Below are 22,400 nucleotides of genomic sequence, written 5' to 3' on the forward strand. Positions count from 1 at the left end.
ATGAAAAATTTATATATGCTTTTATTTTCTGTGGTAATTTTAGCCTGCGGAAACAAAGAAAACACCACGGAAACCGCCATAGAAAATGCACTTAATAGCAATCAAATTGAAATTAGTAAACAATAATTTGAAAGCGAAAAAATGCAACTTGGACAACTAACAACTCAATCTTTTAATACTGTTATAAAAGTAAATGGCATGATAGATGTACCGCCAGAAAATAAATTTAGCGTGAGTACTTTTATGGGTGGTTACATTACCAATATACCACTTTTAGTAGGTGATAAAGTAAAAAAAAGCCAGTTAGTAGCCAGTTTAAAAAACACGGAATTTGTAGACATTCAGCAACATTATTTAGAAGTTTCTGCGCAACTTAATTTTTTAAAAAATGAATACAACCGACAAAAAAGTTTATTTGAAGAAAAAATAACCTCACAAAAAAATTATTTAAAAGCAGAAAGCACTTATTTAAGTAGTTTGGCAACTTATAAAGGATTACGTCAAAAACTACAAATGATACACATAAGTCCTGCTGCAGTAGAACAGGGAAAATTAACATCTACCATTAATTTATATGCCCCAATTAACGGGTATGTAACAAAAGTAAATATTAACAATGGCTCCTATGTTTCTTCTGCAAGTGAATTGTTAGAAATTATAAATACAGATCATATACATTTAGAATTAAATGTTTTTGAAAAAGATATTTTAAATATTAAAAAAGGTCAAAAAATAACATTTAAAATTCCAGAAACATCTGATAAAGTTTATGAAGCAGAAGTTCATTTGGTAGGTACATCCATCGAAAAAAACAGAACCATAAAAGTACATGGACATATTAAAGATGAAGCAAATACCAATTTTATTTCAGGCATGTTTGTGGAAGCTGAAATTATTACCGAATCAAAAAAAGAAATGGCACTTCCAAAAACTGCACTTTCTAAAAATGCAGATAAATTTATGGTCTTAGCTTTCCATAAAGAAATAAACAACACGTATATTTTTGACAAAGTATATGTAAATACAGGTTTAGAAAACGAAGACTATGCAGCCATAATGAACCATACATCTTTACAGGATAAAAAAATTCTTACAAAAGGGAATTATATGTTGGTAAATGAAGAGTAAATCTGTGCTAAGAAAACAAATAGTTTGTTATGTTTGTACTCAAAAAAACAACATGAAAAAAGCAACCTTATTAGCGCTATTATTTTTTACTGTAATTTCAATTGCACAAGAAAAAGAAAAAACATATCCACAAGACATTAACAAAAAGCACGAAGTAAAAATGAATGCCTTTGGTTTATTAGCTTTTGAATGGTTAGATGTTTCTTACGAGTATTTAATTAATGAAGAATCTTCATACGGAATAGGTGCTTTAATTGGTTTTAATAATGATAATGATTTAGATAATTACAGAAAATTCTCTTTAACGCCCTTTTATAGAAGGTATTTTTCTAGCAAATTTGCAAGAGGTTTTTTTATTGAAGGCTTTGGAATGTTACACACCTATGAAGACGATAATTATTTTTATGACGGAAATAATACTGTAAATATTTCAGAAGATAAAACAGAATTTGCCGTTGGAATTTCTGTAGGTGGTAAATTTATATCTAAAAGAGGGTTTACAACAGAAATATATTTAGGTTTAGGAAGAAATTTAGGAGGAGACGATAATTCTATAGAAGCTGTTGGTAGAGGAGGAATTTCTTTAGGTTACAGATTCTAATTGTAGGTTTAATTTAGTATGTTTGTAGTATATTTTAGTTAAAATATCCTAAATTTATAAACTATGAAAAAGTTATTATTGTTATTTACATTACTATTGAGCACTTTAAGTTATGCTCAGCAAGAAGCTAAGTTAGATCTGGCAGACGCTTTAATTTTTAGAAGTTTAGGGTTGTCTTATGAAAACTATATTAATAATGAATCATCATTAGGGTTGTCTTTACTGGTTAATTTTGCCAAGAGAACAGAAGATTTAAGATTCAATGAAGACCTAATGATTACTCCTTATTTTCGTCATTATTTTTCCAACAATCATAAATGGAATCTTTTTGGTGAAGCTTTTATTGGGATAAATTCCGGAAAATATATAGACGCAAATTCAAGTGGAAGCAATATTATTTATGAAAAATATACAGATACTGCCTTAGGTGTTGTTGTGGGTACAAAATATATTTCTAGAGAAGGTTTTGTTCTTGATATTTTTGCTGGTTTGGGTAGAAATTTCTTTGGCACAGATTCTCCAAACCTTGTACCCAGAATTGGCTTAAATGTTGGATGGAGGTTTTAAGGTTTAAAGTTTAAAGTTTAAGGTTTAAGGTTTAAAAAAAAATCCGTTTGAAAATATTTTCAAACGGATTTTTTTATGTACTAATAATGCAAAAATATTTTTTACATCTTTTGTAACCAAGTTTTAACATCAACAGCTGCTTTGATAATTTCTTTTAAATCAGAAATAGCAACACGTTCTTGTTCCATAGAATCTCTATGTCTTATGGTTACTGTTTTATCTTCTAAAGTAGCATGATCTACCGTAATACAAAATGGCGTTCCTGCGGCATCTTGTCTTCTATAACGTTTACCAACGGCATCTTTTTCGTCATAAAAAACGTTGAAATCCCATTTTAAATCGTCCATAATTTCACGGGCAACTTCTGGCAAACCATCTTTCTTAACCAAGGGTAAAATAGCTGCTTTAAATGGTGCTAAAACTGATGGTAATTTTAATACAGTTCTAGACGTTCCGTTTTCTAAAGCTTCTTCTTGTAATGAATTAGAAAAAACTGCTAAAAACATTCTATCTAAACCTATAGAAGTTTCTACAACATAAGGTGTATAACTTTTATTTTCTTCGTGATCAAAATATTGTAATTTCTTCCCAGAGAACTTTTCGTGGGCTTTTAAATCAAAATCTGTTCTAGAATGAATTCCTTCTAATTCTTTAAAACCAAACGGAAAATTAAACTCAATATCTGCTGCAGCATCTGCATAATGTGCTAATTTATCATGATCGTGAAAACGATAATTATCTGCGCCCATTCCTAACGATAAATGCCATTTTAAACGGGTTTCTTTCCATTGTTCATACCATTCTTTTTGAGTTCCTGGTTTTACAAAAAATTGCATTTCCATTTGCTCAAATTCACGCATTCTAAAAATAAACTGTCTTGCAACAATCTCATTTCTAAAGGCTTTACCTGTTTGTGCAATTCCAAAAGGTATTTTCATACGTCCTGTTTTTTGCACATTTAAAAAGTTTACAAAAATACCTTGGGCCGTTTCCGGACGTAAATATACTTTTGTAGAACTCTCTTCAGAAGCCCCTATTTGCGTACCAAACATTAAATTAAATTGCTTTACGTCTGTCCAGTTTCTAGAACCTGTTAACGGATCTGCAATTTCTAATTCTTCAATTAGCAATTTAACATCTGCCAAATCTTCATTTTCTAAAGATTTACCCATTCTTGCCAAAATGGAATTTATTTTTTCTTGATAACCAACAACTCTGCCGTTTGTAGAAAGAAATTCTTCTTTATTAAAAGCATCTCCAAAACGTTTTGCAGCTTTGGCAACTTCTTTATTAATTTTTCCTTCAATTTTAGCACAATAATCTTCTATTAAAACATCTGCACGATATCTTTTTTTAGAATCTTTGTTATCAATTAAAGGGTCATTAAACGCATCTACATGCCCAGAAGCTTTCCATGTTGTTGGATGCATTAAAATTGCAGCATCTATACCAACAATGTTTTCGTGCATTTGCACCATTGCTTTCCACCAATAATCTCTTATATTTTTCTTTAATTCTACGCCATTTTGAGCGTAATCGTACACAGCACTTAATCCGTCATATATTTCACTAGATTGAAATACATAACCGTATTCTTTTGCGTGGGAAAGTACTTTTTTAAATTGATCTTCTTGTTTTGCCATAATGAGCGCAAAGATACACGTTTATAGAAATTTTAAAAGAAAAATTTAAACGACTTTTTTACAACTATAAACAAATGCTGGAGGGAAGTTTAATGGCTCAAATTCTAAAGAAATAGATTCTTTAAATACTGATTTCAATTTTTTATAATATGTTAAACTATATTGATATTGAGTAAAAGTTCCTTCATTTTCTAAAAATTTATACGAAACATCAAGTATATTTTTTGCAACAATATCTGGTAACATGGTAAATGGTAAACTAGAAATAATATGCTTGGTATTGTAAATACCCAATTTATTTAATTCTTCTATCATTCTTTCTGCAGAAGCCTTAATAACAACCAATTGCGGATTATTTATTTGTAGTAACTGATGGTAAAAACTATCATTAATTTCAAAACAAATTAAAGTGGCATTAGGTGGTAATTGTTCTAAAATATATTTAGTAATTGCACCGGTTCCGGGACCTAATTCTATGATAACTTCTACGGTAGCAAAGTTTATATTTTTTAACATTCTATTTGCTAAAAAACGAGAGCTAGGTGTAACTGTGCCCGATGTTTTTAGGTTTTTAATGGCTTCCTTGAAAAATTTTATTCTGCTAGTCAATAGTTATATTGTAATTATTATTCTTTATCTTTCTAAAAAAAATGTGAGTAAAGATGCAATTTTTAAAAGACTTTTTCAGTATTTTTTATCCTAAATTATGTGCAAATTGCGAAAATCAATTGGTTTATAATGAAATGGTTTTATGTACTTTTTGCAGACATGATTTGCCTTTGACCAATTTTACTGATTATAAGAACAATAAAATTACCCAAACTTTTTTTGGAAGAATTCCTGTAGAAAAGGGTTTTGCATTACTTCTATTCAGAAAAAAAGGGATTACAAAAAAACTTATTCATGAACTTAAATACAAAGGAAACCAAGAAATAGGTGTATTCTTTGGCAATTGGTTGGGGCAACTTTTGATAGAAAATAAGGAATTTTCTAAGGTTGATTGTATTGTACCTGTTCCGTTACATCCAAAAAAACGAAGAGCAAGAGGATACAATCAAGTTTCTAAATTTGGCGCAACGTTGTCTAATTATTTAAAAATTCCATTTATAGAGCAACAATTAATTAGAGCTTCATCAACAAAAACACAAACCTTAAAAGCCAGATTTGAACGTTTTAAGAACCTAGACACAAAGTTTTTAGTAACCGATTATACAAAATTAAACAACAAACATATTTTAATAATTGATGATGTTATTACAACAGGCGCTACTTTAGAAGCTTGCGCAAAAGAATTGCTAAAAGGAAAAAAGGTTACCATTAGTATTTTAACCATGGCGTATACAGAATAAGTATTTTAGCATGAAAATGAGTACTGTAAATCTAAAATCTGCTAAAAAAATGCACATTACTATGGATAACAATTATAAAAATATCACTTTGTGATTTTTTTAAATTAGAGTTTCACTAATAAATTGTTAATTTGTAAAAAACTTACGCTTCTTGAAATTAACTTATAGATTTCTTTTTTTTATTCTTTTAATAGTATGTAGTACTAATTGTGCAAGAACTGGTAGTCCAGATGGTGGACCAAAAGATGAAGATGCACCGTTGCTTGTAACTTCAAATCCACCTTATGAAACAACTAATTTCAAGAAAAAAGAAATAAAGTTATCGTTTGATGAATATATCAAACTAAAAGATTTGCAAAAACAATTAGTGGTTTCTCCTCCGTTAAAAACACCTCTAATAATTTCACCACAAGGCACCTCTACTAAGTACTTAAAATTAAAAATAGTAGATACGTTGGCTAAAAACACTACCTATATTTTTAATTTTGGAAATGCCATAGAAGACAATAATGAAAGCAACACTTTAGAAGGCTTTAAATATGTTTTTTCAACAGGTAGCTATATAGATTCTTTAAAGGCTTCAGGTAGTGTAAAAAATGCAAAATCGGCTGAATTACCTAAAAACATTAACGTTGTTTTGTATAGAATAGACAGTACTTTTACAGACTCTATCATTTTTAAAAAGAAACCCAATTATATTACAAACACACAAGATACTACCATCTTTAATTTTTCTAATATGAAAAAAGGAAAGTATTTATTAGCAGCGCTAAAAGAAACTTCTAACGATTATATTTTTGATCCTAAAAATGATGAAATTGGTTTCTATACAGATACCTTGTATTTACCCAAAGATAGTATTGTAAAAGAAAATATTGCACTCTTTAAAGAAATTCAACCTTACAAGTTTAAAAGAGGAAATGAAGCTTCTAAAGGAAAAATTCTATTCGGTTATGAAGGTGAACAAACAGATTTAAAAGTTAGGGTTTTATCAGATGTTCCTAAAGATTTTAAAAGTATTTCTAAATTTGAAAAAGATAAAGATACTTTAAACTATTGGCACACACCTATTGATGCAGATTCTTTAAACTTTGTTGTGTCTAACACACATTTTTTAGATACAGTAACGGTAAGGCTTCGAAAAAAGAAAATAGATTCTTTAAAGGTAAGTTCTTCAATAAGCGGTACGTTTCATTTAAGAGATACTTTATATTTAAAAGCGAACAACCCCATTGTAAAAATTGATACTAGCAAAATTTCTATTATTGATAAAGATACATTGGCTGTTTCTTTTTCTAGTTATATTTCTTCTAAGGTAAATGCTGTTGCAATTCTATTTGATAAAAAACAAAAAGAGAATTATACCATAAATATATTGCCAGAAGCATTGTCTGATATTTATGACTTTAAAAACGATAGCTTAAAATATAGTTTTAGAACCATGGAATTAGAAGATTATGGAAAACTAACTTTAAAAGTGAACAATCCAGAATCTAAAAACTTAATCATAGAGTTATTAGAGGGAAAGAATAAAGATAAATTAGTAGAAAAAAGATTTATTACAAATTCAGAAACGCTAGTCTTTGATCTTTTAGAACCAAAAACTTATTTTGTAAGAGCTATTATTGATGATAATAAAAATAACAAATGGGACACAGGAAACTATTTACAAAAACTGCAACCTGAAAAAATAATTTACTATTCCGAAGAATTAAAAGTTAGGGCAAATTATTATATAGAAAACACTTTTACTGTAAGTGAATAATTTTTCTACTCCTATCAAAAAAAAAGCTGAATTAAAAATGATTATTTTTAGTTCAGCTTTTTTTTTAATCCCAAGAAATAATTTACATCACTTTTATAGAGCAACCAATGGCTCTTGTTTCAGTTTTTGCTGGTTTTTGTCCTGCCAATAAAGCATCCACAGCATTTTCTACATATTTTTCTGTTACGGCATCTTCATCTCTAGAACTGTTATCAATAGCACCAATATACTCAACTTGCATGGTGTTTTTGCTTATAATATAAACATGCGGAGTTTTAGTTGCTCCAAATTTTGGGTACACTTCCTGACCTTCATCTAACAAATATGGAAAATTAAATCCTTTCTCTTCTGCACGCACTTTCATCTCTGAAAAACCATCTCCTTTAGATGCTTTTGGATCATTAGGATTTATGGCAATAACCGGAAAACCTTGATTTTCATATTTAGAATTTAACGCAATAATTCTATCTTCATTTGCCACAGAATACGGACAAGTATTACAGGTAAAAATAATTATATATCCCTTTACATCTTCATAATCTTCTAAAGAAATTATTTCATCATCTATATTTTTAAGCGTAAAATTTTCAATAGTATCGCCTATTTTATACCCTTCACTAACAGATTTAGATGTAAAAGCAACCGCAATTACAACAATACTAAGTACTAAAATTAATTTTATAGTTTTCATAATTTATAATTTTAAATAGGTTTTTAGTTCACTTTCTAAAGTTTCATAATCAAAAGATTTATCGTAAAAAGTTCTCTTTTTGGCATTGTAAATAATGGTTACAGGAATTGCTCCAGACCAAGTACTATCTATATCTTTTATCCAAAAATCTTCATGAACATCATCTAAAACTACAACTTTTGATTGCAGTTTTTTAGTATTGATAAATGGAATTAATTTTTTTTCTATTTGTTTCGGAAAATCTAAACTTACCAACAAAACTTCTACCTTTTTATCTTTGTAGTTCTTAGAAATTTTTTCAAAAGCGGGTAATTCTTTTACGCACGGTGCGCACCAAGTAGCCCAAAAGTTTACAATATAGGTAATATCATTTTTTTGTTCTAAAAGTGGCTTTAGTTCCTTATACGTATAAGATTTTACTGAAGTTACTTTTGTAAAATTTGATGTAGCTTCATCTTTTTTGCACGCCAAGAACACACAAAAAATAACTGCCCCAAAAACTATCTTTTTTATCATATTATAAAAATACATAATTTAAAATAACAGTTTTCTTTATTAACGAAATATTAACGTAGTCATTGCTATTTCAAATACAATTTTGTGGCCAATAAAAAGTTTATAACTTCCAGTTCTTTTTGTCTATGCTAAAAATATTGAAATTTTTAATTTTTTTCTCAAAAGTCATCCCATTTTTCAAAGCTACTTTTTCCGAACCTACATTATTAACATGTACCATAGACATTAAGGAAGTAGAAAAGTTATTCTCAAAACCAAAATTCTTGCATTTTAAAGCTGCTTCAGAGGCAAAACCTTGATTCCAAAATTCTGGAAGTATAGAATAACCTACTTCTAATCTCTGCACATTTTCTATAGTTTGTACCAATAGGCCGCATTGCCCTACAAGACTATTTGTTTTTTTATCAATAAGAACATTCATTCCGCCCAAATCATTTTCATACCTATGAAAAGCTTTGTCAAACCAAAATTTACACAACTCATTTGCTGATAATTTTGGGTTCAAATCTAAATATTTAGCAACATTATCTGCCTTAAATAAAGCTACCCAAGAAGTAAAGTCTTCTGGTTTTAGAAGTCTAAATTTTAACCTTTCAGTTTCTTCACCAAGGAGTAAATATTTCATTTTCTGAACTCACTTATTAGACTTAGAATGTTAAAATTAATCAAAAATATCATTCAAAACCTTTGCCAATCTAATACCACCTTTTTGCAGTTGATTTCTTACCGTTCCGAAATGATCATAGGAATATTTATAACGTAAATTTTCTCCTACTTTTACAGAATTGTACACCTCTTTTGTAACTTCATGAACTTCGTTTACCCAATCAATTATGGTTCCTTCTTTTATAGCTTCTATTTGTTTTTTAGACAAAGGTTTAGCATTATCTGCCAATTCTAAATAACTCATATTCCACTCTTCTATCATCTTTGTATCCCAAACAGTGTGTAAATTTGTTCCTTGCCCAAACCATTGTACCTGTATAGTGTTAGCACCTTTATCTTCTCGTTGCCCAATGTGCAAAGGTTGATGCAAATCTCCTATTAAGTGTACCAATATTTTTAAATAAAACACTCGATCTTCCTCTTTACTTTCTTTGCTTTTTAAAACAGCTATGCACTTATTTATTCCGGTAACTAAATCTCCTTTAGGATTCTTTTCTGCTTCTGCATAGTTTTCATCCAAATTCATATTTACATAATGCCAAGAATAGAAATCATTGTATATTTTATCAGATTTTATCTCATCAGCATAGGTAGATACAAAAGCCAAACTTTGTCCTTTTAACAATTTATCAATTTTTCTTTTTGCTCTTTTAGTAAGATGATTTTCTGCAATCTTACCCGTTGCTCTATGTCCGTTTTGTCCCCAAAAAAATGCAGTTTCTGTATATGAATTCGAAATAAAAAAGAAAGAAATGAGGAATAATAATTTTATTTTCATCGGTTAAATACTATTTATTATTTTTTTGCTAATTTATAAAAATAAAACTCAAAAAATTTGTTAAATCCTTAAAAAATTATATATCTTTGTGATATCATTTTAATATCATTTTAAAACACACTTATATGAAATCAGAAAAAATTATTAAACCGGCAAATGGCTACCTTATGTTAGCCATAGTACTATTCCTGTTTTTTGGAGGCATTGTATTTTCAATTCTACAAGAAAACCCAATTTTTATTTTATTATCAATTATTGGTTTTATAGGTTTTTTCGGGTTTATTTTGGTAAATCCAAATACATCAAAAGTTGTTTTATTATTTGGTAAATATGTTGGTACTATTAAAGAAAATGGTTTGTATTGGGCTAATCCGTTGTTTAGAAAAAAGGCTATTTCCTTAAGAGCGAGTAATTTTGATAGCGAACGCTTAAAAGTAAATGACAAACTAGGAAATCCTGTTATGATTTCTACCATTTTAGTATGGCGCGTTACAAACACCTACAAAGCTGCTTTTGATGTAGATAATTATGAAAACTTTGTGCGAGTGCAAACTGATGCCGCTGTACGTAAATTAGCAAGTATGTATCCGTATGATAATTTTGCTGATGAAGGTTCTGATGAAGATATTACCTTAAGATCTAGTGTAAATGAAGTTTCTGAAGCTTTAGAAAAAGAGTTAGAAGAGCGTTTATCTATTGCCGGAATTGAAGTTTTAGAAGCAAGAATAGGATATTTGGCATACGCACAAGAAATTGCAAGTGCCATGTTAAAAAGACAACAAGCAACAGCTATTGTAGCAGCAAGACATAAAATTGTACAAGGAGCAGTAGAAATGGTAGAAATGGCTTTAGAACAATTAAGTAAAAAGAATATTGTTGAACTAGACGAAGAAAGAAAAGCTGCAATGGTGAGTAATTTATTGGTTATTTTATGTGGAGACAAAGAAGCTTCACCCGTGGTAAATACAGGTACTTTGAGTCATTGATTTCAGTAAACTATAGTAACAGGAGCTCAGGAGCAGTAGCAGTAACAGTAACTTAGTAGCAGTATAAAATTAAAAAAAGAATGAAAGAATATAAGGTTATAAATTGGAAAATGGGGCTGTCTAAAAACAACCAAAGACTAGAAGACACACTAAATCAATACGCTAGAGAAGGTTGGGTTTTAAAAGATATTGCAGAGCAAACTTCTAGAATTATTTTTGAAAGAGATAAAAACAGGTAATAATGAAAGTTTTTAAAGAAGAACAACGGTTTACACAAACTTGGCTCATTATACTATTAGTGATTAGTCTTGTTATACCTGTATCAATTATAGTTAAAGAATATTTAGAAGAAAACTCTAAAATGTCTACTAATAAATTGATACTAACATTAACCCTCATACTAGCATCTATTCTTTTTATTTTCATCATAAAATTAACAACAAGAATTGATGAAAAGGGAATTCATTATCAGTTTTTTCCTTTTCATTTTTCATTAAAACTTATTCCTTGGAATGAAATAAGCTCCGCAAAAGTAAGAAGCTATGATCCTATTGGAGAATATGGTGGTTGGGGACTAAAAGGTGGTGCTTTTTGGAACAAATCTAAAGGAGAAGCAATCAATATATCTGGTGATATTGGCATTCAGCTAAAATTGACAAACGGAAAAAAATTATTAATTGGCACTCTTAAAAAGGAAGAAGCAAAAAGAGTGCTACAAGTTTATAAAGAGAATCTAAAACCCATTTTAGAAAACAAATAATTGTTTATGGCTAAAAAAAAAGCATTTGCATTGCGCATAAATGAAGATATGATAAAAGCTATTGAAAAGTGGGCTTCAGATGAATTTCGTTCTACAAACGGACAAATAGAATGGATGCTGATGCAAACGTTAAAAGATGCAAAAAGAGCACCTAAAAAAAACGAAGAATAAAAACATACATTTTAACTAATATTTTTAGCGCCGTTCTAAAATTTACCCAATTTAAAAACACCTCTTTTTTCAATCTTCACCAATAAGTCTTTTTTTTTATTACTACGTAAACAAGCTACCTATTTTGTTTTTACACACTACACATTAAAGAATTTTTTGCACTTTTTTTACATTTAGCATTCCTTGAAATAATGTATCTTTATTTTTTAAATAAACATATAATTCCATTTCTAAATGACAAATTTTAAATCCATTCTCCTACTCTTTTTAATTTCCATATCATTTACAAATTGTAAAACAACACCTAAAACCGCATCAATTATTGGTGAAATTAGCCAAAAAGCAATGGTAGTTTCAGCAAGAGAAGAAGCTTCTAATATTGGTTTACAAATTCTTAAAAACGGTGGTAATGCTTTTGATGCCATGGTTGCCACAGAATTAGCCTTGGCTGTTGCATATCCGTACGCGGGTAATATTGGTGGTGGTGGCTTTATGGTTTACCGTAAAAATAACGGAGAAATTGGCGCATTAGATTATAGAGAAAAAGCACCATTAGCGTCTTCAAAAAACATGTTTTTAGATGAAGACGAAAATGTAATTCCAGATAAAAGCACTTTAGGTTCTATGGCAGTTGGAATTCCTGGAACTGTTGCCGGTGTATTTGAAGCACACAGAAAATTTGGAACACTTCCTATTCAGGAAATTTTACAACCAGTAATAGCATTGGCAAAAAAAGGTGTAATTGTTACTAAAAAACAAGAAGCTAGAATTAAACATTATCAACCATCATTTAAAAAAGCAAATACATCTTTAATACTTCTTGATAGTGTTTGGAAAGAGAATGATGTTATAAAATATCCTGCTTTAGCAGAAACTCTAGAAAGAATTTCTAAAAATGGTAGAGACGAGTTTTACAAAGGTGAAACTGCCCAGCGTTTGGTGCATTTTATACAGGAAAATGGTGGAATTATGACGCTTGAAGATTTGGCAAAATATGAAGCTAAATGGCGTACTCCTATTACCTTTAAATATGACGATTTAAGAGTTATTTCCATGTCTCCACCTTCTAGTGGCGGAATTTGTTTAGCACAAATTATGAACGGAATTGAACCTTTTGATTTAGAAAAATATGGACATAATACTACCAAAACTATTCAAATAATTACAGAAGCAGAAAGACGCGCTTATGCAGATAGAAGTTTCTTTTTAGGAGATCCGGATTTTGTAAAAATTCCAATAGAAACTTTAATTTCAAAAGAATACACTAACGGAAGAATGGATAATTTTTCTTTTGAAAAAGCTACCAATTCTAATGATGTTGCTCACGGAACCATAGAAATGGTAGAAAGCGATGAAACAACACATTACTCTATTGTAGATCAATTTGGAAACGCTGTTTCTGTAACCACTACTTTAAATGGCGCTTACGGCTCTAAATTGTATTGTTCAGATTTAGGCTTCTTTTTAAATAATGAAATGGATGATTTCTCTAGCAAACCTGGCGTACCAAATATGTTTGGTTTAATTGGAGCAAAAGCCAATGAAATTGTTCCAGAAAAAAGAATGTTAAGTTCTATGACACCCACCATTGTAGAGAAAAATAACAAACTGTATATGGTTGTTGGCACGCCAGGAGGATCTACTATTATTACCTCTGTTTTACAAACTATTTTAAATGTTCACGAGTTTAAAATGGGCATGCAAGAAGCCATAAATCAACCACGATTTCATCATCAATGGTTGCCCGATGTTATTATGATGGAACCCAATAAGTTTGATAAAAAAATTACGGAAGAACTAAAACAAGTAGGTTATCAAATCAATGAAAAAGATGCGCCTGTAATTGGTAAAGTTGAGGGAATTTTAATATTACCTGATGGCACCTTAGAAGGCGGCGCAGATCCTAGGGGAGATGATAAAGCTGTTGGGTTTTAAATTGCTGTTAGTTGTTAGTTGTTAGGTATTAGGTGTTAGGTGTTAGCAAAAATGAAAAAATCTAACAAATGTCATTTCGAAATGAGCTTTTTTTAAGCGATTGAGAAATCTCAACTTTAAACTTTGAACTTTGAACTTGAAACCTTAAACCTTAAACCTTAAACCTTAATCTTAAAGTCTCATAACCTTTTTCAAACACAACCATCTGTTATAATATTAAGCGATAAAAAATAACGCTCAATTAAACTCACAGCTACAATAAATCACAAACAGTTAACTATCAATAGGTTATGATAATTTTTTTTTGTAACTTTATCTCATAACCAAAAAATATACTAACTATGTGTGAATGTGATAACGAATGCTTCTGCAAAGAAGTAAAAGAAATCATCAATATGCTTTGGGTAATGCTTGTTGATGGATTAACCGGAAAAAGAACAAGAAAAGCGCGTAAAATTCTTTTTACATTAGAAGCGTATGCTTGTGGAGACATGACTTTTGAAGAACAAGGAAATAAAGACCCAGCATCTTGGGTTGCAACGCCTAGAATGGGAATTCCTGGAGTAATTATTTGGGCCTATTCTAGAGAAATTTATATCCGATATAGATGTGATGAACGAACAGTTCAGTTAATTAAAAAAAAGCAAGAATCTGCTTCTAAAGAAGATCAAGAATGGGCTAAACAATATATTGTTTGTGGAAACTGCTATATAAATAGATGCGAATTAATTAATAGTTTAGCACATGAAGCTGTGCACGCAAGGCACAACGATCCTGAAGGCAACGCCATTGAAGAAGAATATGAAGGCTGTTTGGTAGGAGAACAAGCCGCAAGAGCCTTAGGTTGTTCTGACGGAAGACTTACCAAAGTATCTAAAAAGAAAGGGCTAGCTATTGTAAAAAGACTTTACAGAGGTGCTGGTTTAAAAAATGATAAAAACTACAAACCTATAGAGTCTTGGAAACTACCACGCTCTAAAAAAGAATACCGAGAAATTTGGTCTAAAAAATTATTTGGCAAAACTTTTAAAGAATTAAAAAAATATTGGAAAGATAAAACAGGATTAACCTTAGTTAATTAAACCCATTATCCTACTTTTACTATTATGATAAAAGTAGGATTTCATTTAGCTAAAACCCAAGAAAAACCAATTCGATTTCAAGAATATGCTGTAGGAATTTTTAAAACAATACCTACAAAATCTGGTATTAAAAAGGCAATTAAAAAAGGGCTTATTTTTATTGATGGAACTTTAGCAACAACTTCTAAATATATTTCTGGAGGAGAAAAAATTGAACTTTTTTATTCTGAAGAATCTTCAACTTTTAAACGGCTAGAATTAAATTTAGAAGTATTATTTGAAGATGATTATTTAGCGATTGTTTACAAACCAGCCGGTATTTTAGTTAGTGGTAATAAATTTGTTACAATTGCCAACGCGCTAACACAAAACCTTACAAAAAGCAATCTTTCAGACGCTGTTAAACCACAGCCAATTCACAGATTAGATTATCCCACAAGTGGAATTTTATTAATCGGAAAAACAAGTGCTGCAATTACTGAATTAGGAAAATTATTTAAAGATAAAACAATTCAGAAAACATATTTTGCCGTTACTATTGGAAAAATGAAAACTCTTGGAAACATCATTTTTACTGTTGATGAAAAAAAAGCACATACAGATTATAAGGTTTTAAAAACTGTAACTTCTGAACGTTTTGAATTTTTAAACTTGGTGAAACTACAACCAAAAACGGGTAGAAAGCATCAGCTAAGAAAACATTTATTAGGCATTGGAAATCCAATTTTAGGTGATAAAGAACATTTTTTAGAAGACAAAATTCTAAACGGAAAGGGTTTGTATTTACACGCAGCAACTTTAGAATTTATACACCCGTTTACAAATGAAAAAATTTCTGTATCAAAAGAACTTCCTAAAAAATTTACAAAGATTTTTCCAAACTTGTAAAAGCATTTTACTATTCAAAAAGGTGCCAAAACAATTTAATTCAAAATACCTTTTTGTGATTTTTGAAGAATAAAAATATACTATTCAAAAAAGTCTTCGACAAGCTCAAACTGACAAACGTAAACATCGTTGGAATTAAAACTCCATGATAAGAATAAAAGTTAAAGTTGTTCTATTTTAAAGAACATTAAATTAATTTAATCTAACTTCATCCATAGTTTTAGAAAGTCGCTTCATCAATTCATAAATTTCTTCTTCATTATAGGTTGCAAAACCCATTCTAATTGCATTATGGTTTGTTTTAGCCAAATCATAACGTTGCCACTCTCCTATTTCTAATTGATATTTTCTAGCAGTTTCCGCAACAGTTTCCCAAGAATATTTTTTATGCAAACGTACCCAAACGGCCATTCCTCCTTTTGGAAAATCAAAAGAAAAAACATCAGAAAAACGCTGCTTTAAAAGTTGACAAAACAGATCTCTTCTTGCCTTGTAAACTTTCATTACTTTTTTAATATGTCTATCCAAATCTCCTGATTTTATAAAATCTTCAAACGTTAATTCTAATAATGCATCACCTTGTCTATCTATAAACCTACGTTGGTTTGCGGCTTCATTTACAAAATCTGTTGGCGCAATAATATAACCAATTCTAAAAACAGGCGCTACAGTTTTACACACAGAGCCAATATAAATTACGTTTCCGTTTGTATCATGACTGGCCAATGGTAAAATAGGCGAATGATTATAATTAAAATCATAATCATAATCGTCTTCAATAATGGCAAACTTGTATTTCTTTGATAAATTTAACAAATGAATTCTTCTTTCCGCAGACAAAGTAACTGTTGTTGGGTGATGATGATGAGAAGTTACATAGACGGCTTTTATTGGTTTTTCTTTACAAATTTGTTCAATTTCATCAGTAATTAATCCATTTTCATCTACAGAAACACGTAATAAACAAGTGGTATTTTGTAAAAAAAGAGTGTCCGCAGCACCATAATTTGTTTTGCCAACAACAATAGCATCGTCTTTTTTTAAAAGTAATTTTGCACTCAAATACATTCCCATTTGACTACCTCTTGTAATTAAAACATTCTCTTTAGCACTATGCAACCCGCGTGTTTTATTCAAATAATTAGCCAACGTTCTTCTAAGTTTTTCATTTCCAAAAAGAGAACCATAAGACATCTCTTTATAAATTTGTTGTTTGCTACATATTCTTCTGTACGTTCTTGCTAAATCTTCTGTTGGCGTTAATCTTGTATCAGAAATACCGTCATTTAAATACATAAAACTATTTTCAATTGTAAGAGCTTTTCTCTCTAATAATGCATCCTTATAAAACTGAAAACCTATTGAATCTAGCGTTTTTTTATAATCATTTTTAAGAAATTCTTGTTGTTGTAATTCAGGTAAATTTGCATTTATAAATGTTCCTTTTTTAGGAATTACCTCTAACCAACCTTGCAACAACAACTCATCATAACAGGCTACAACCGTTTTTCTATGAACACTTAAAAGCTCTGCCAATGTTCTACTTCCTGGCAATTTAGTTTCTGGAACTAATTTTCTCTCTCTAATCAATACTATAAATTGATTTGACAACTGTAAATACAAAGCTTGTTTGCTTTTTCTCTTTAATTGAAAACTGGTTTTATACGGAAACATAAACTGGACTATTATATATTTTAAATCTGGATTATTATTAGAGTCCATAAATATAGTATTTTTGAATAAGAAATAATCTTTATGTTAGAAATTAGACCCAATTGCGAACACTGTAATAAAGAATTACCCAACACATCTACTGAGGCAATGATATGTTCTTTTGAATGCACGTATTGCAAAAATTGTGCTTTAGAAGTCTTTGAAAACGTTTGTCCAACATGTTCTGGAAACTTTGTAGAAAGACCCATTCGTCCTTTAAAAATGATAGAGAAATATCCTTCATCCACAAAAAGAGTTTTTGATCAAAAAAATTTAAAAACTGCAAAAGTAAATTCAGAAAAGTATAAAAACATTACACCCACAAAAAGATAAAAATGATTACCATAAAAAGAGCAACCCTGTCAGACGCTATACATATTGCTTTACTAGGAAGAATTACCTACACAGAATCTCATGGAGAATATATAGAAAACAAAAAATATTTACTCGATTATTACAATACCCATTACGCTGTTGATCAAATTAGAAAAGAAATTAATGATAAAAATAATTTATTTTGGATTGTTTTTTCTGATGAATTACCCATAGGTTTTGCCAAACTTTCTTTACACACGAATTATCCGAAATTAGAAAATCACAATTCTTGTAAACTACAGCGACTATATATTTTAAATGATTTTATCGCTTTAAAAATAGGTTCACAATTACAAGAAATTATTCTAAAAACGGCTACAGAATTAAAATGTACCACAATTTGGTTAACTGCCTATTATAAAAACACCAAAGGCATTCACTTTTATAAAAAATACGGATTTAAAGAAATTGGAAATATCGATTTTTTTGTAGGTGAAAAAAATTATGAAAATCTAGTATTTGCTAAAAAACTATAGGAATGGAAGAATATTCAAAATCAAAAACAAACAGAGTAAAAAGAGGTGCAAATAGAGCAACCTACAATGTAGAGAAAATAAACACCATTTTAGATGCTGGTTTTTTATGCTACGTTGGCTACATTTATGAAGGCAAACCCATTACAATTCCGATGGCATATTCTAGAAGAGACGATAAAATTTACATTCATGGTTCTACAGCAAACAGAATGTTAGTTTCCATCTTAGAAAGTAAGGAAACATCAATAACAGTAATGCATTTAGACGGATTGGTTTTAGCTCGTTCTGGCTTGCATCACTCTGTAAATTATAGATCTGTTACACTTTTTGGAAGTCTTAAAAAAGTAGAAAAAGATGCTGATAAAACCAATGTTTTAAAATGGATTGTAAATCAAATGGTACCCAACCAATGGCAATCTTTAAGACCCATGTATCAAAAAGAATTAGACAGAACTTTAGTAGTAGAATTTACTATTGAAACTGCTTCTGCCAAAGTAAGAGAAGTTAGCGTTTTAGATGAACCTGAAGATTATGATTTAGATATTTGGGCAGGAATAATTCCTATAAAACAAGTGGCAAAATACCCTATTGCTGATGAAGGAAAACCTAAAAAAATGAAAATTCCTAAACATATTTTAAATTATTATGAAGCCAACAAATAGTTTCTTCTTTTAAAAAATATTAATTTAGCTTCTGATTTTTTAATTCACAAAAATGAAGAAGCTTTTTAAATTTATTGGAATTCTTTTACTACTTTTAATTGTTTCTGCAGGAGTATTTTATGTTGCTTATAACGAAAAAATCCCCGAAGGAAAACAAGGTAAGGAAGCAGATGAATTGGCAGAAAACATGTTAAAAGCTTTAAATTATGATGCTTTTAAAAATACTGAAGTTTTAAAATGGAGTTTTAGAAATGATCATGTGTACAGATGGTATCAACAAGAAAATATTGCTCATGTTTCTTGGGATCACTACAAAGTAACTTTACATACCAATGAACCAGAAAAATCTGAAGTTTATATTGATGGAAAATTGACTAAAAATCAAGAATTAGTAACAAAAGCGCAAGACTTTTTTAACAACGATTCTTTTTGGTTAATTGCACCTTACAAAGTGTTAGACCCAGGAACTGAAAGACGTGTTGTAAATTACAAAGGTAAAAAAGCGCTTCTAATTACCTACACATCTGGCGGTACAACTCCTGGTGATTCTTATCTATGGATTTTAGACAAAAACTACTTGCCAACTGCTTTTAAAATGTGGACGTCTATAATTCCTCTTGGTGGCGTTTCTGCTACTTGGTCCGATTTAAAAAACACCGAATCGGGAATTAAATTACCAACAAAACACAAACTCTCGTTATTTGGTTTAAAAATAGATATGGGAGACGTAAAAGCTTATAATGAAAAAGCAGACGAATTAGCTCATAAAATTTTAAAGGCAATCAATCACAAAGCCTATAAAAACACTCGTTATATAGAATGGAGTTTTGCAGGAAAAAGACATTTTAAATGGGATAAAGAAAAACATATTGTAGATATATCTTGGGATACAATTCGTGTGAATTTACATCCGCAAGAAACTGAGAAAAGCACGGTTTTTTTCAATGAAAAACAACAAGAAACTATCGATAAAAAAATAGTAAAAAAAGCTTGGGATATTTTTAATAATGACAGCTTTTGGTTGGTTGCACCACATAAATTATTTGAAAAAGGAATTATAAGAAGCATTCAAAAAGTAGAGAATAAAGAAGCGCTTTTGGTAAAATACACAACGGGTGGTACAACGCCAGGAGATGCCTATCTTTGGATTCTTGATAGCACGTATGTTCCTAAAAGTTACAAGATGTTTGTACCTAGTATGAAAATGAAGGGTACAACTGCAACTTGGGAAGATTGGAAACAAACAGAAAGTGGCACATTATTACCAACAAATCATGTTTTTGCAAATGGTAAAAACTTAAGTATGGGAACAGTAAAAGGATATAACTAATGAATTCAAAAACACTAGCAAACGGTATTTTAAGAGCTTTAGGCATTGTAGTTGGAATTTTCCTTTTAGGATACTTCTTATTTACAATTCAATCTGTAATAGTATACATAATTATTGCAGGTATTTTATCGTTAATTGCAAGGCCTATAATTTTATTTTTGCGAAAACGCCTAAAATTTCCGAACACATTGGCCGTTGTTTTTACAATGGTTTTAATGTTAGGCTTTTTAACGGGTTTAATTTTAATGTTTATTCCCTTAATTACAGAACAAGGTAAAAGTTTATCTTTATTAGAAGTAGACAAATTACAAGCAAACATTCAAAAGGTTTTTAATGAAATTACTGCTTATTTTTCAACCAAAGGAATTGACGTTTTGGGCGTATTAAAAAACATTGATATCGCATCGCATTTTAAGGAAATTCCCGATTTTTTAAACTCCGTATTGGGCACGTTAGGGTCTTTAAGTATTGGCTTGTTTTCTGTTTTGTTTATTTCTTTCTTTTTTATGAAAGACAAACAATTATTAAAAAATGGTGTGATGACCATGGTACCAAAAGGAAATGAAAACCGGTTCTCAAAATCACTAGAAACTATTAATGATTTGTTATCAAGATATTTTATAGGATTGCTCTTTCAAATTACAATTCTATTTGTTTTATATACCATTATCTTATTAATTTTTGGAATAGATAATGCCGTAGTTATTGCTTTTTTATGTGCTTTACTAAATTTAATTCCTTATGTTGGACCACTGATTGGCGCTGTAATTATGTTTATTTTATCAATGACTAGTAATATTGGCCAAGATTTTCAGACAGAAATTTTACCAACAACAATTTATGTTATGATTGGCTATTTTATAGCTCAATTGGTTGATAATTTTGCGAGCCAGCCCATCATTTTTTCTAAGACTACAAAATCACATCCTTTAGAAATATTTTTAACAATTGTTATTGGTGGTCTATTATTTGGCGTGGTTGGTATGATAACCGCTGTACCTATGTACACTGCTTTAAAGGTTATTTTAAAAGAGTTTTTGGCTGATAATAAAATTGTAAAATCAATTACAAAAAACATATAAATTGTCTTTGAATTTTAAAATATTAAACACAGAAGTACAACAGTTTATTGTTGCTAATTTAAAATCAGACATTACCAAATTGATTTTAAAAGGAAGTCCTTTTAACGATATTTCCATACAAGAATTAGCAAATCAAATAATAGCAAAACAAAAATCTGAACTCAAACTCCCTAACTGGTTTACAACTAAAAACATTTATTACCCACCAAAAATTAGCATAGAACAAACGTCTTCAGAAACAACGGCAGCATACAAAAGCAACTTAATTCTTGGCAATTCTATAATAGATATTACGGGTGGTTTTGGTGTAGATTGTTATTATTTTTCAAAACAATTTAAAGAGGTTATTCATTGTGAAATAAATAGCGAATTATCAACAATTGTAAATCACAATTATCAACAATTAAAAGTAAAAAACATTACTTCTTTTTCTGGTGATGGTCTCGAATTTCTAAAAAATTCCAATCAAAAATTCGACTGTATTTATATTGATCCATCAAGAAGGAATGATTTAAAAGGAAAGGTTTTTTTATTAAAAGATTGCGAACCTAATGTGCCAGAAAATATTGATTTTCTATTTTCTAAAACCAACCAAATTCTTATCAAAAACTCGCCTATTCTAGATATAACAAGCGCCATTAACGAGTTAAAATTTGTGAAAGAAATTCATATAATTGCTGTAAAAAATGAAGTAAAAGAATTGCTGTTTTTATTAGAAAAAGACACTTTACAACCAATTAAAATTAAAACCCTAAATATAACTAACAATAACATTGAAACGTTCCAATTTAAGTATCAAGAAAAAGGAACATCAATCTATTCAGAACCTCTTACCTATTTATATGAACCCAATGCTGCCATCTTAAAATCAGGTGGATTTCATCAGGTTTCACAACAATTAAAGCTTTTTAAAATTCAGCAACATGCTCACTTATATACTTCTGTAGAATTAATACACTTTCCAGGAAGAACTTTTAAAATTGAAAAAGTAATTCCTTATGATAAAAAACAAATACTAAAATTAGTACCCCATAAAAAAGCAAATATTACCATAAGAAATTTCCCAAAAACAGTTGCGCAAATACGGAAAGAAACAAAACTTAAAAACGGAGGTAATACCTATCTCTTTTTCACCAAAAACAACAACAATAATTTGATTGTAATTTTTTGTAATAAGCTATAAATATTTACTTTACAGAAAGGAAACTACTTTATTTATTTTTATTTTAAATAAAT

Annotated in this window: 26 protein-coding genes; 19 read left to right on the forward strand and 7 right to left on the reverse strand. The window is 29.7% G+C overall.

The genetic code is table 11. The features are described from left to right. The 4 genes from ACSHW5_RS01010 (at position 1) to ACSHW5_RS01025 (ending at position 2,296) form a co-directional block, all read left to right on the forward strand. Positions 1–126, forward strand: coding sequence for a hypothetical protein (locus ACSHW5_RS01010; protein WP_435674237.1), 126 nt, complete (start codon positions 1–3; stop codon positions 124–126). A gap of 15 nt (positions 127–141) precedes the next feature. Beyond that, positions 142–1,128, forward strand: coding sequence for an efflux RND transporter periplasmic adaptor subunit (locus ACSHW5_RS01015; RefSeq protein ID WP_435674238.1), 987 nt, complete (start codon positions 142–144; stop codon positions 1,126–1,128). Positions 1,129–1,180: 52 nt separating this feature from the next. Then, positions 1,181–1,729, forward strand: a complete 549-nt coding sequence (locus tag ACSHW5_RS01020) for a DUF3575 domain-containing protein (RefSeq protein ID WP_435674239.1) — start codon at positions 1,181–1,183, stop codon at positions 1,727–1,729. Positions 1,730–1,792: 63 nt separating this feature from the next. After that, positions 1,793–2,296 carry a hypothetical protein gene (locus tag ACSHW5_RS01025; protein WP_435674240.1) on the forward strand — a complete coding sequence of 168 codons (504 nt, stop codon included), beginning with the start codon at positions 1,793–1,795 and terminating at the stop codon, positions 2,294–2,296. Between the two features lie 101 nt (positions 2,297–2,397). Here the strand turns inward: ACSHW5_RS01025 and ACSHW5_RS01030 are convergent, their stop codons facing one another. Both ACSHW5_RS01030 and ACSHW5_RS01035 read right to left on the reverse strand, forming a co-directional pair. Next, positions 2,398–3,939, reverse strand: coding sequence for a glycine--tRNA ligase (locus ACSHW5_RS01030; protein ID WP_435674241.1), 1,542 nt, complete (start codon positions 3,937–3,939; stop codon positions 2,398–2,400). 45 nt (positions 3,940–3,984) lie between these two features. Beyond that, entirely contained in the window at positions 3,985–4,548 is a 564-nt protein-coding gene (locus ACSHW5_RS01035) for a class I SAM-dependent methyltransferase (RefSeq protein WP_435674242.1), read from the reverse strand. 53 nt (positions 4,549–4,601) lie between these two features. On the opposite strand from ACSHW5_RS01035, the gene ACSHW5_RS01040 reads away from it, so the two are divergent. Beyond that, on the forward strand, positions 4,602–5,288 hold the full coding sequence (locus ACSHW5_RS01040) for a ComF family protein (protein ID WP_435674243.1): 687 nt from the start codon (positions 4,602–4,604) through the stop codon (positions 5,286–5,288). A gap of 151 nt (positions 5,289–5,439) precedes the next feature. After that, positions 5,440–7,053: an Ig-like domain-containing protein gene (locus ACSHW5_RS01045; RefSeq protein WP_435674244.1), complete on the forward strand. Its 1,614-nt coding sequence runs from the start codon at positions 5,440–5,442 to the stop codon at positions 7,051–7,053. Positions 7,054–7,135: 82 nt separating this feature from the next. Here ACSHW5_RS01045 and ACSHW5_RS01050 read toward each other — a convergent pair whose 3' ends face one another. From ACSHW5_RS01050 to ACSHW5_RS01065, 4 genes are all read right to left on the reverse strand, one after another. After that, positions 7,136–7,744, reverse strand: coding sequence for a thioredoxin family protein (locus tag ACSHW5_RS01050; RefSeq protein WP_435674245.1), 609 nt, complete (start codon positions 7,742–7,744; stop codon positions 7,136–7,138). 3 nt (positions 7,745–7,747) lie between these two features. Continuing rightward, entirely contained in the window at positions 7,748–8,260 is a 513-nt protein-coding gene (locus ACSHW5_RS01055; protein ID WP_435674246.1) for a TlpA family protein disulfide reductase, read from the reverse strand. Positions 8,261–8,360: 100 nt separating this feature from the next. After that, positions 8,361–8,885, reverse strand: coding sequence for a GNAT family N-acetyltransferase (locus ACSHW5_RS01060; protein ID WP_435674247.1), 525 nt, complete (start codon positions 8,883–8,885; stop codon positions 8,361–8,363). Positions 8,886–8,921: 36 nt separating this feature from the next. Beyond that, the gene (locus tag ACSHW5_RS01065) at positions 8,922–9,704 is read right to left on the reverse strand and encodes a S1/P1 nuclease (RefSeq protein WP_435674248.1); all 783 of its coding nucleotides are present in this window, start codon (positions 9,702–9,704) and stop codon (positions 8,922–8,924) included. 125 nt (positions 9,705–9,829) lie between these two features. Between ACSHW5_RS01065 and ACSHW5_RS01070 the strand changes: the two genes are divergently transcribed. From ACSHW5_RS01070 to ACSHW5_RS01100, 7 genes are all read left to right on the forward strand, one after another. Next, positions 9,830–10,690 carry an SPFH domain-containing protein gene (locus tag ACSHW5_RS01070; protein ID WP_435674249.1) on the forward strand — a complete coding sequence of 287 codons (861 nt, stop codon included), beginning with the start codon at positions 9,830–9,832 and terminating at the stop codon, positions 10,688–10,690. A gap of 80 nt (positions 10,691–10,770) precedes the next feature. Further along, on the forward strand, positions 10,771–10,929 hold the full coding sequence (locus ACSHW5_RS01075; RefSeq protein ID WP_435674250.1) for a DUF4177 domain-containing protein: 159 nt from the start codon (positions 10,771–10,773) through the stop codon (positions 10,927–10,929). Between the two features lie 2 nt (positions 10,930–10,931). Continuing rightward, positions 10,932–11,450, forward strand: a complete 519-nt coding sequence (locus ACSHW5_RS01080; protein ID WP_435674251.1) for a hypothetical protein — start codon at positions 10,932–10,934, stop codon at positions 11,448–11,450. Positions 11,451–11,456: 6 nt separating this feature from the next. After that, positions 11,457–11,621 carry an Arc family DNA binding domain-containing protein gene (locus tag ACSHW5_RS01085; protein ID WP_435674252.1) on the forward strand — a complete coding sequence of 55 codons (165 nt, stop codon included), beginning with the start codon at positions 11,457–11,459 and terminating at the stop codon, positions 11,619–11,621. Between the two features lie 234 nt (positions 11,622–11,855). Continuing rightward, positions 11,856–13,556: a gamma-glutamyltransferase gene (ggt, locus tag ACSHW5_RS01090; RefSeq protein ID WP_435674253.1), complete on the forward strand. Its 1,701-nt coding sequence runs from the start codon at positions 11,856–11,858 to the stop codon at positions 13,554–13,556. A gap of 341 nt (positions 13,557–13,897) precedes the next feature. Then, positions 13,898–14,638 carry a hypothetical protein gene (locus ACSHW5_RS01095; protein WP_435674254.1) on the forward strand — a complete coding sequence of 247 codons (741 nt, stop codon included), beginning with the start codon at positions 13,898–13,900 and terminating at the stop codon, positions 14,636–14,638. A gap of 24 nt (positions 14,639–14,662) precedes the next feature. Further along, a complete protein-coding gene (locus tag ACSHW5_RS01100) occupies positions 14,663–15,526 on the forward strand; it encodes an RluA family pseudouridine synthase (RefSeq protein WP_435674255.1) in 864 nt (287 codons plus the stop codon). A 192-nt stretch (positions 15,527–15,718) separates the two neighbouring features. On the opposite strand, the gene ACSHW5_RS01105 is transcribed toward ACSHW5_RS01100, so the two are convergent. Further along, positions 15,719–17,248, reverse strand: coding sequence for a PLP-dependent aminotransferase family protein (locus ACSHW5_RS01105; protein ID WP_435674256.1), 1,530 nt, complete (start codon positions 17,246–17,248; stop codon positions 15,719–15,721). 33 nt (positions 17,249–17,281) lie between these two features. Here ACSHW5_RS01105 and ACSHW5_RS01110 point away from each other — a divergent pair, with 33 nt between their 5' ends. The 6 genes from ACSHW5_RS01110 to ACSHW5_RS01135 are packed head-to-tail and all read left to right on the forward strand — an operon-like array spanning position 17,282 to position 22,347. Then, positions 17,282–17,572 (forward strand): DUF1272 domain-containing protein, encoded by a 291-nt coding sequence (locus ACSHW5_RS01110; protein ID WP_435674257.1) that lies wholly within the window; start codon positions 17,282–17,284, stop codon positions 17,570–17,572. A gap of 2 nt (positions 17,573–17,574) precedes the next feature. Next, positions 17,575–18,090, forward strand: coding sequence for a GNAT family N-acetyltransferase (locus ACSHW5_RS01115; protein ID WP_435674258.1), 516 nt, complete (start codon positions 17,575–17,577; stop codon positions 18,088–18,090). Between the two features lie 2 nt (positions 18,091–18,092). Beyond that, positions 18,093–18,752 carry a pyridoxamine 5'-phosphate oxidase family protein gene (locus ACSHW5_RS01120; RefSeq protein ID WP_435674259.1) on the forward strand — a complete coding sequence of 220 codons (660 nt, stop codon included), beginning with the start codon at positions 18,093–18,095 and terminating at the stop codon, positions 18,750–18,752. Positions 18,753–18,804: 52 nt separating this feature from the next. Beyond that, entirely contained in the window at positions 18,805–20,082 is a 1,278-nt protein-coding gene (locus tag ACSHW5_RS01125; RefSeq protein ID WP_435674260.1) for a hypothetical protein, read from the forward strand. Then, positions 20,082–21,164 (forward strand): AI-2E family transporter, encoded by a 1,083-nt coding sequence (locus ACSHW5_RS01130; RefSeq protein WP_435674261.1) that lies wholly within the window; start codon positions 20,082–20,084, stop codon positions 21,162–21,164. Before ACSHW5_RS01125 ends, ACSHW5_RS01130 begins: the two co-directional genes overlap by 1 nt. 7 nt (positions 21,165–21,171) lie before the next feature. Further along, positions 21,172–22,347: a class I SAM-dependent methyltransferase gene (locus ACSHW5_RS01135; RefSeq protein WP_435674262.1), complete on the forward strand. Its 1,176-nt coding sequence runs from the start codon at positions 21,172–21,174 to the stop codon at positions 22,345–22,347. The last annotated feature ends 53 nt before the right edge of the window (positions 22,348–22,400 follow it).

The sequence above is a fragment of the Polaribacter sp. genome (assembly GCF_051251875.1).
In the GTDB taxonomy this organism is placed as follows: Bacteria; Bacteroidota; Bacteroidia; order Flavobacteriales; family Flavobacteriaceae; genus Polaribacter.

What these genes read in the sequence shown, in the direction of transcription:
- ACSHW5_RS01065 (WP_435674248.1), bottom strand. Translation starts at nt 9,704, where the DNA reads ATGAAAATAAAATTATTATTCCTCATTTCTTTCTTTTTTATTTCGAAT.
- ACSHW5_RS01050 (WP_435674245.1), bottom strand. Translation starts at nt 7,744, where the DNA reads ATGAAAACTATAAAATTAATTTTAGTACTTAGTATTGTTGTAATTGCG.
- ACSHW5_RS01100 (WP_435674255.1), top strand. Translation starts at nt 14,663, where the DNA reads ATGATAAAAGTAGGATTTCATTTAGCTAAAACCCAAGAAAAACCAATT.
- ggt (WP_435674253.1), top strand. Translation starts at nt 11,856, where the DNA reads ATGACAAATTTTAAATCCATTCTCCTACTCTTTTTAATTTCCATATCA.
- ACSHW5_RS01125 (WP_435674260.1), top strand. Translation starts at nt 18,805, where the DNA reads ATGAAGAAGCTTTTTAAATTTATTGGAATTCTTTTACTACTTTTAATT.
- ACSHW5_RS01105 (WP_435674256.1), bottom strand. Translation starts at nt 17,248, where the DNA reads ATGGACTCTAATAATAATCCAGATTTAAAATATATAATAGTCCAGTTT.
- ACSHW5_RS01130 (WP_435674261.1), top strand. Translation starts at nt 20,082, where the DNA reads ATGAATTCAAAAACACTAGCAAACGGTATTTTAAGAGCTTTAGGCATT.
- ACSHW5_RS01020 (WP_435674239.1), top strand. Translation starts at nt 1,181, where the DNA reads ATGAAAAAAGCAACCTTATTAGCGCTATTATTTTTTACTGTAATTTCA.
- ACSHW5_RS01110 (WP_435674257.1), top strand. Translation starts at nt 17,282, where the DNA reads ATGTTAGAAATTAGACCCAATTGCGAACACTGTAATAAAGAATTACCC.
- ACSHW5_RS01120 (WP_435674259.1), top strand. Translation starts at nt 18,093, where the DNA reads ATGGAAGAATATTCAAAATCAAAAACAAACAGAGTAAAAAGAGGTGCA.
- ACSHW5_RS01075 (WP_435674250.1), top strand. Translation starts at nt 10,771, where the DNA reads ATGAAAGAATATAAGGTTATAAATTGGAAAATGGGGCTGTCTAAAAAC.
- ACSHW5_RS01060 (WP_435674247.1), bottom strand. Translation starts at nt 8,885, where the DNA reads ATGAAATATTTACTCCTTGGTGAAGAAACTGAAAGGTTAAAATTTAGA.
- ACSHW5_RS01025 (WP_435674240.1), top strand. Translation starts at nt 1,793, where the DNA reads ATGAAAAAGTTATTATTGTTATTTACATTACTATTGAGCACTTTAAGT.
- ACSHW5_RS01030 (WP_435674241.1), bottom strand. Translation starts at nt 3,939, where the DNA reads ATGGCAAAACAAGAAGATCAATTTAAAAAAGTACTTTCCCACGCAAAA.
- ACSHW5_RS01040 (WP_435674243.1), top strand. Translation starts at nt 4,602, where the DNA reads ATGCAATTTTTAAAAGACTTTTTCAGTATTTTTTATCCTAAATTATGT.
- ACSHW5_RS01095 (WP_435674254.1), top strand. Translation starts at nt 13,898, where the DNA reads ATGTGTGAATGTGATAACGAATGCTTCTGCAAAGAAGTAAAAGAAATC.
- ACSHW5_RS01055 (WP_435674246.1), bottom strand. Translation starts at nt 8,260, where the DNA reads ATGATAAAAAAGATAGTTTTTGGGGCAGTTATTTTTTGTGTGTTCTTG.
- ACSHW5_RS01070 (WP_435674249.1), top strand. Translation starts at nt 9,830, where the DNA reads ATGAAATCAGAAAAAATTATTAAACCGGCAAATGGCTACCTTATGTTA.
- ACSHW5_RS01080 (WP_435674251.1), top strand. Translation starts at nt 10,932, where the DNA reads ATGAAAGTTTTTAAAGAAGAACAACGGTTTACACAAACTTGGCTCATT.
- ACSHW5_RS01015 (WP_435674238.1), top strand. Translation starts at nt 142, where the DNA reads ATGCAACTTGGACAACTAACAACTCAATCTTTTAATACTGTTATAAAA.
- ACSHW5_RS01085 (WP_435674252.1), top strand. Translation starts at nt 11,457, where the DNA reads ATGGCTAAAAAAAAAGCATTTGCATTGCGCATAAATGAAGATATGATA.
- ACSHW5_RS01010 (WP_435674237.1), top strand. Translation starts at nt 1, where the DNA reads ATGAAAAATTTATATATGCTTTTATTTTCTGTGGTAATTTTAGCCTGC.
- ACSHW5_RS01115 (WP_435674258.1), top strand. Translation starts at nt 17,575, where the DNA reads ATGATTACCATAAAAAGAGCAACCCTGTCAGACGCTATACATATTGCT.